This is a genomic window from Aliidongia sp. (assembly GCF_035943795.1).
Lineage (GTDB): Bacteria > Pseudomonadota > Alphaproteobacteria > ATCC43930 > CGMCC-115725 > Aliidongia.
Genome location: NZ_DASZBY010000107.1, coordinates 54929 through 61403, shown reverse-complemented (window position 1 = coordinate 61403; position 6475 = coordinate 54929). Strand labels below are relative to the sequence as shown.

The 6475-nt window shown below is 67.5% G+C and carries 3 protein-coding genes; all 3 read left to right on the top strand.

From position 1 onward, the window contains the following. Positions 1-3598 (top strand): hypothetical protein (locus VGV37_RS21380; protein ID WP_326881791.1); only part of this gene is annotated, 3598 nt, incomplete at its 5' end. A gap of 57 nt (positions 3599-3655) precedes the next feature. Further along, entirely contained in the window at positions 3656-4249 is a 594-nt protein-coding gene (locus tag VGV37_RS21375) for a PEP-CTERM sorting domain-containing protein (RefSeq protein ID WP_326881790.1), read from the top strand. Between the two features lie 63 nt (positions 4250-4312). Continuing rightward, the gene (locus tag VGV37_RS21370; RefSeq protein ID WP_326881789.1) at positions 4313-6472 is read left to right on the top strand and encodes a type I secretion system permease/ATPase; all 2160 of its coding nucleotides are present in this window, start codon (positions 4313-4315) and stop codon (positions 6470-6472) included. Positions 6473-6475 lie beyond the last annotated feature (3 nt).

Genomic DNA, 6475 nt, shown 5'->3' with positions numbered 1-6475 from the left:
CTCGGACGCGGCGAGCAGCGGCACCGTGACGGTCGAGCTGACCGACACCTCCGGCACCCTGTCGGCGACCGGGACCGGCATCAGCGGGACGGCCCACGACTTGCTGTTGACCGGCACTGTGGCCCAGGTCAATGCCGACCTCGCGACCCTCAGCTACCTCGGCAGCTCGTCCGGCAGCGACACGATCGACGTCAATGCCAGCGACGCGCTCGGCGGTCATGCCGTCCAGACCACGATCGGCGTCACGGTCAACAACGCCCACCAGCCGCCGGTCACGACGGTCCCGGGGGCGCAGACGATCGAACAAGGTGTGGCCACCGCGATCTCGGGCGCCAGCGTTGCAGATGCCTTGACCGGCGGCCAGACCGTAACGGTCACTTTGACCGACACGACCGGCAGCCTGTCGGCGACCGGCACGGGGGTCAGCGGCACGGCCCATGACCTGGTGATCACCGGCACGGTGGCGCAGGTGAATGCCGACCTCGCGACCTTGAAGGATCAGTCGGGCACCGCCGGCGGCGATACGATCACCGTCAACGCGACCGACAGCCTGGGCAGCAATGCCGCCCAGACGACGATCGGCGTCACGACTAATGGACCGCCGGTGACGACGGTACCGGGCGCGCAACTGGTCGAGGAAAGCGCTGCGACCGCGATCACGGGCGTCAGCGTTGCCGATGCGGCGTCGAGCGGGACCGTGACCCTGGTCCTGACCGATACGACCGGCAATCTGTCGGCCAGCGGCACCGGCGTCAGCGGTTCGGCCCACGATCTGGTGATCACGGGCTCGGTGGCGCAAGTCAATGCCGACCTCGCGACCCTGACCTACACGGGCACCGCGCCCGGCGGCGACACGATCGACGTCAATGCCAGCGATGCGCTCGGTGGTCATGCAACCCAGACCACGATCGGCGTCACCACGAACGGCCCGCCGGTCACGACGGTGCCGGGCGCGCAGACGGTGGAGCAAGGCCTGGCACGGACGATCTCCGGCGTCAGCGTGGCGGATACGGCGTCGAGCGGGAATGTGACGGTCGAACTGACCGACACGACGGGAACCTTGTCGGCGACGGGAACCGGCATCAGCGGCACGGCCCACGACCTCGTGCTGACCGGCACGGTAGCCCAGGTCAACGCCGATCTCGCGACTTTGAAGTATCAGTCCAGCAGCGTCGGCGGCGATACGATCGACGTCAATGCCAGCGACGCGCTGGGGGGGCATGCCGTCCAGACCACGATCGGCGTCACTACGAACGGTCCACCGGCGACGACGGTGCCGGGGGCTCAGACGGTGGAGCAAGGCCTGGCACGGACGATCTCCGGTGTCAGCGTTACGGATGCGGCGTCGAGCGGGAACGTAACGGTCGAGCTGACCGACACGACGGGCACCCTGTCGGCGACCGGCACGGGGGTCAGCGGCACGGCCCACGATCTGGTCCTGACCGGCACCGTGGCTCAGGTGAATGCCGATCTCGCCACCCTGAAGTACCAGTCCGGCAGTGCGGGCAGCGACACGATCGACGTCAACGCGACCGATGCGCTCGGCGGTCATGCCGCCCAGACGACGATCGCCGTCACGACCAACGGACCGCCGGTGACGACGGTACCGGGGGCGCAGACGGTGCTGACGGGCACGACGACCGGGATCTCCGGCGTCAGCGTTTCCGATGCAGCGAGCAGCGGAAACGTGACAGTCGAGCTGACCGACACCTCCGGCACCCTGTCGGCGACCGGGACCGGCATCAGCGGGACGGCCCACGACCTGCTGTTGACCGGCACGGTGGCCCAGGTCAATGCCGACCTCGCGACCCTCAGCTACCTCGGCAGTTCGTCCGGCAGCGACACGATCGACGTCAATGCCAGCGATACGCTCGGTGGTCATGCCGTCCAGACCACGATCGGCGTCACGGTCAACAACGCCCACCAGCCGCCGGTCACGACGGTCCCGGGGGCGCAGACGATCGAACAAGGTGTGGCGACCGCGATCTCGGGCGTCAGCGTTGCCGACGCGCTCACCGGCGGCCAGACCGTGACGGTCACTTTGACCGACACGACCGGCAGCCTGTCGGCGACCGGGACCGGCGTCAGCGGGTCCGTGCATGACCTGGTGATCACCGGCACGGTGGCGCAGGTGAATGCCGACCTCGCGACCTTGAAGGACCAGTCGGGCACCGCCGGCGGCGATACGATCACCGTCAACGCGACCGACAGCCTGGGCAGCAATGCCGCCCAGACGACGATCGGCGTCACGACCAACGGACCGCCGGTGACGACAGTACCGGGCGCGCAGACCGTCGTTGCAGGCGCTGCCACCGGAATCTCGGGTGTCAGCGTCGCGGATGCGGCGTCGAGCGGCACGGTGACCCTGACCTTGACCGATACCTCCGGTACCCTGTCGGCCACCGGCACGGGGATCAGCGGGACGGCCCACGATCTGGTGCTGACCGGTACCGTGGCCCAGGTCAATGCCGACCTCGCGACGCTCCGCTACCTCGGAAGCTCGGCCGGCAGCGACACGATCGACGTCAATGCCAGCGACGCGCTCGGCGGCCATGCCGTCCAGACCATGATCGGTGTCACGGTCAACAACCCGGCCGGCAGCAACTTCATCCTAACCACCGGTCAGGACACGTTCCACGGCGGCGCCGGCAACGATACCTTCACGGCGGTGACGCGCACGCTCTCGGCGAACGATGTGATCGACGGCGGCGGCGGCACCAACACGCTGGCGCTCGTCGGTGGCGGCACCTTCGCGCTCCAGACTCCGACCACCCTCACGAACATTCAGACGATCACGGCCCAGGAAGGTCAAACCTCCTACATCGGGCCGACGCAGACCTTCGCCAGCCAGGTGCAGACGATCACGCTGCGCGACGGCCTCGACGCCACGGTGAATGTGACGGCGGCCGCGGTGAATGCCGGCAACCCGAAGGTGCCGACCATCACGATCACCGGCGCACACAATGCGGCCGTGATCAATCTCGCGTCCGGCGCCGACGTCGTCACGGTCGGCGATGCGCGGGAGACGGTGCATGGCGGCAGCGGCAACGACACCATCATCGTCAATGCCGCGACGATCGGCGCCACCATCGACGGCGGCACCGGAAACAGCACCTTGGACGTGACCGGCGGCGGCACGGTCACGATGGGCAGCAGCGTCACCGATATCCGGACGGTGGCACTCGTCGCCGGTGCGACGGCCTATAACTTCACGGCCAACGCGATCAGCGGGCTGACCATCACCGGCGGCAGCGGTCACGACACCTTCACCGGCTCGTCCGGCGGCGGCGACACGTTCAAGAACAGCGCGTCGTTGTTCAACGGCGACACCATCAAGAACCTCACCGCCCTGACCGATACGCTGGACTTCACCGACGTCAACGCCAGCACCGTCGCCACGCCGACTTATCACGACAACGGCAACGGCACGGGCCTGCTGACGGTGACCGACGGCACGCATACGGCCAGCCTGACCCTGTTCGGGCAATTCTCGGCCGCGGGCTTCCAGACGGGGTCTGACGGCGCCGGCGGAACCGACGTCACCTACCACCCGGTCTCGGCCCCGGCCGTAGCACTCGCCTTGCCGCATCACGCGTAAGAGGAACGACCCGCCCTTCGTCCATGAATGGGCGAAGGGCCCTTTGGAGAAAAGATGATGAACCGGATCGTTTTTGCCGCCCTCTCCCTTACTCTTACGATGGCCCTACCCAGTCTCGCGCATGCGGATCTTGTCACGAACGGCGGCTTCGAGGCGGACGACGCCAGCGGCGGCCCGGTGACGCCGCCGTCGGGGTGGACGGTCGTCGGGAGCAATCCCAGCATCGGTGTCGACGATTCGAACCCGAACACCGGTTTGAACGAGGCGTTCCTCGGTACCATCGGAACCACCGGGACGCTTCAGCAGACGCTGACGACCGTCGCGGGCACGACCTACACCATCAGCTTCGCCTTGGAGAACGGCGATCCCACGGGCGGCCTCAGTTCTTTCGCCGCGGACTTCGGCGGCCTGCTCCTGTCCGACACGTTCGCGACATTGCCGACGTCCTACAACACGTACAGCTTCACGGCGACGGCCACCGGCACCTCGACCGTCCTGGCCTTCACCGAGCAGAACGATAATTCCAACTGGTTCCTCGACGACGTCTCGGTCACCGCGGCCAGCACGACGGTGCCCGAACCGTCGACCATGCTGCTGTTGGGCTCGATGCTGGCCGGCTACGCGCTGATGTTCAGGTTGCGCCGCAGATAGCCGGGGGCCGAGGCGCCCTACGGCCGTCGCATCGAACCGCCGCCGATCACATCGGAAAGAGCAATGAAAGCCGCAATTCCCCAGGCCGTTCCGACCGAGCCGGACAGCGGAGCCGTCTCGCTCGCCTTCATTCTGGGGCTGCTCGGCATTGCCGCCGATGCCGCCCAGATCCTCCATCAAAGCGGTAAGCCCACCCTCGGCGAGGCCGACTTGCTGCGGGCCGTAAAGCAATTTCCGGTGAAGGCCAAGGCGGTCAACTCGAGCTTCGACCGGCTGGCCAAGACCGCATTTCCCGCCTTGGCGGCGCTCAAGGACGGCACCTGGCTGGTCATCGGCCGCGTGGGAGAGGGCAAGCTGCTGGTGCAGGACGCCCGGACGACACGCCCCGAGGCGCTGACCCAGGAGGCGTTCGTCGAGCGCTGGAGCGGCCGGCTGATCCTGCTGACCCGGCGCGCGGCGCTGACCGATTCGGCCCGGCGCTTCGACATCGGCTGGTTCGTGGGTGCCGTCAAGAAATACCGCGGCCCCCTCACCGAGGTGCTGATCGGATCGTTCTTCCTGCAGATATTCGGTTTGCTGACGCCGCTGTTCTTTCAGGTCGTGATCGACAAGGTGCTGGTCCATCGCGGCCTGTCGACGCTCGAAGTGCTGGCGATCGGGCTCGGCCTGCTGTCGTTGTTCGACGTCGTGATCGGCGGACTCAGGACCTACCTGTTCACCCATACCTCGAACCGGATCGACGTCGAGCTGGGCGCCCGGCTGTTCCGCCACCTGCTGTCGCTGCCGATGGCCTATTTCCAGGCGCGCCGGGTCGGCGACACGGTGGCGCGGGTTCGTGAGCTGGAGAACATCCGCAACTTCCTGACCTCGTCCGCGATCACGATGGTGCTGGACCTGTTCTTCGCCGTGGTCTTCCTGGCGGTGCTGTTCATCTACAGCCCGTTGCTGACGGCCGTGGTCGCGGGCGCCCTGCCGTTCTACATCGCCCTCAGCCTCAGCGTGACGCCGCTGTTCCGCAGCCATCTCGCCGACAAGTTCCGCCGCAGCGCCGACAACCAGGCTTTCCTGGTCGAGGCGGTCGCCGGCGTCGAGACGGTGAAGTCGATGGCTTTGGAGCCGGTGCTGCAGCAGCGCTGGGAGGAACAGATCGCGGGCTATGTCACCGCCGCGTTCCGCGTGGTGCGCGTTGCGATCGTGGCCACCCAGAGCGCCACCTTCATCAGCAAGGTGGTGAACGTGCTGGTGCTGTTCCTGGGTGCCAAGCTGGTGATCGAGAACGAGCTGACCGTGGGCGAACTGGTCGCGTTCAACATGCTGTCCTCGCAGTTGACCGCGCCGGTCCTGCGCCTGGCCCAGCTGTGGCAGGATTTCCAGCAGGTCCGTCTGTCCATCGACCGGCTGGGCGACATCCTCAACACCAAGCCCGAGCCGGGCCAGCGCGGCATGGCCAGCCTGCCGCCCATCACCGGCAACATCCAGCTCGAGGCCGTCACCTTCCGCTATCGCATCGACGTGCCGCCGGTGCTGGGCGACCTGTCGCTGACCATCCCGGCCGGCCAGGTGCTGGGCGTGGTCGGATCGTCCGGGTCCGGCAAGAGTACGCTCGCCAAGCTGATCCAGCGGCTCTATGTGCCGGAGAACGGTCGCGTGCTGATCGACGGCATCGACCTGGCGCTGGCCGATCCGTCCTGGCTGCGCCGGCAGATCGGCGTGGTGCTGCAGGAGAACGTGCTGTTCAACCGGTCGGTGCGCGAGAACATCGCCTTGAGCGATCCGGCCATGGGCATGGAGCGAGTGATCAACGCGGCACAGCTGGCCGGTGCGCACGAGTTCATCGCCGGCCTGCCCGAAGGCTACGACACGATCATCGGCGAGCGGGGCGCCTCGCTGTCCGGGGGCCAGCGGCAGCGCATCGCGATCGCGCGTGCCCTGGTCTCCAGCCCGCGCATCCTGATCTTCGACGAGGCCACTTCAGCGCTCGACTACGAGAGCGAGGCGGCGATCCAGGCGAACATGCGCCGCATCTGCCAGGACCGCACCGTGGTGCTGATCGCCCATCGCCTGTCGACCCTGCGCGGTGCCGACCGGATCATCGTGGTCGAGAAGGGCAAGATGGTCGAGGACGGCACCCACGACACGCTGCTGCGCGCCGGCGGCCGCTACGCCCATCTCTGGAACCTGCAGGAGGGGCCGCGCAGCCTTTCCGCCATGACGGGAGCCTGAGCC

What these genes read in the sequence shown, in the direction of transcription:
- VGV37_RS21375 (WP_326881790.1), top strand. Translation starts at nt 3,656, where the DNA reads ATGAACCGGATCGTTTTTGCCGCCCTCTCCCTTACTCTTACGATGGCC.
- VGV37_RS21370 (WP_326881789.1), top strand. Translation starts at nt 4,313, where the DNA reads ATGAAAGCCGCAATTCCCCAGGCCGTTCCGACCGAGCCGGACAGCGGA.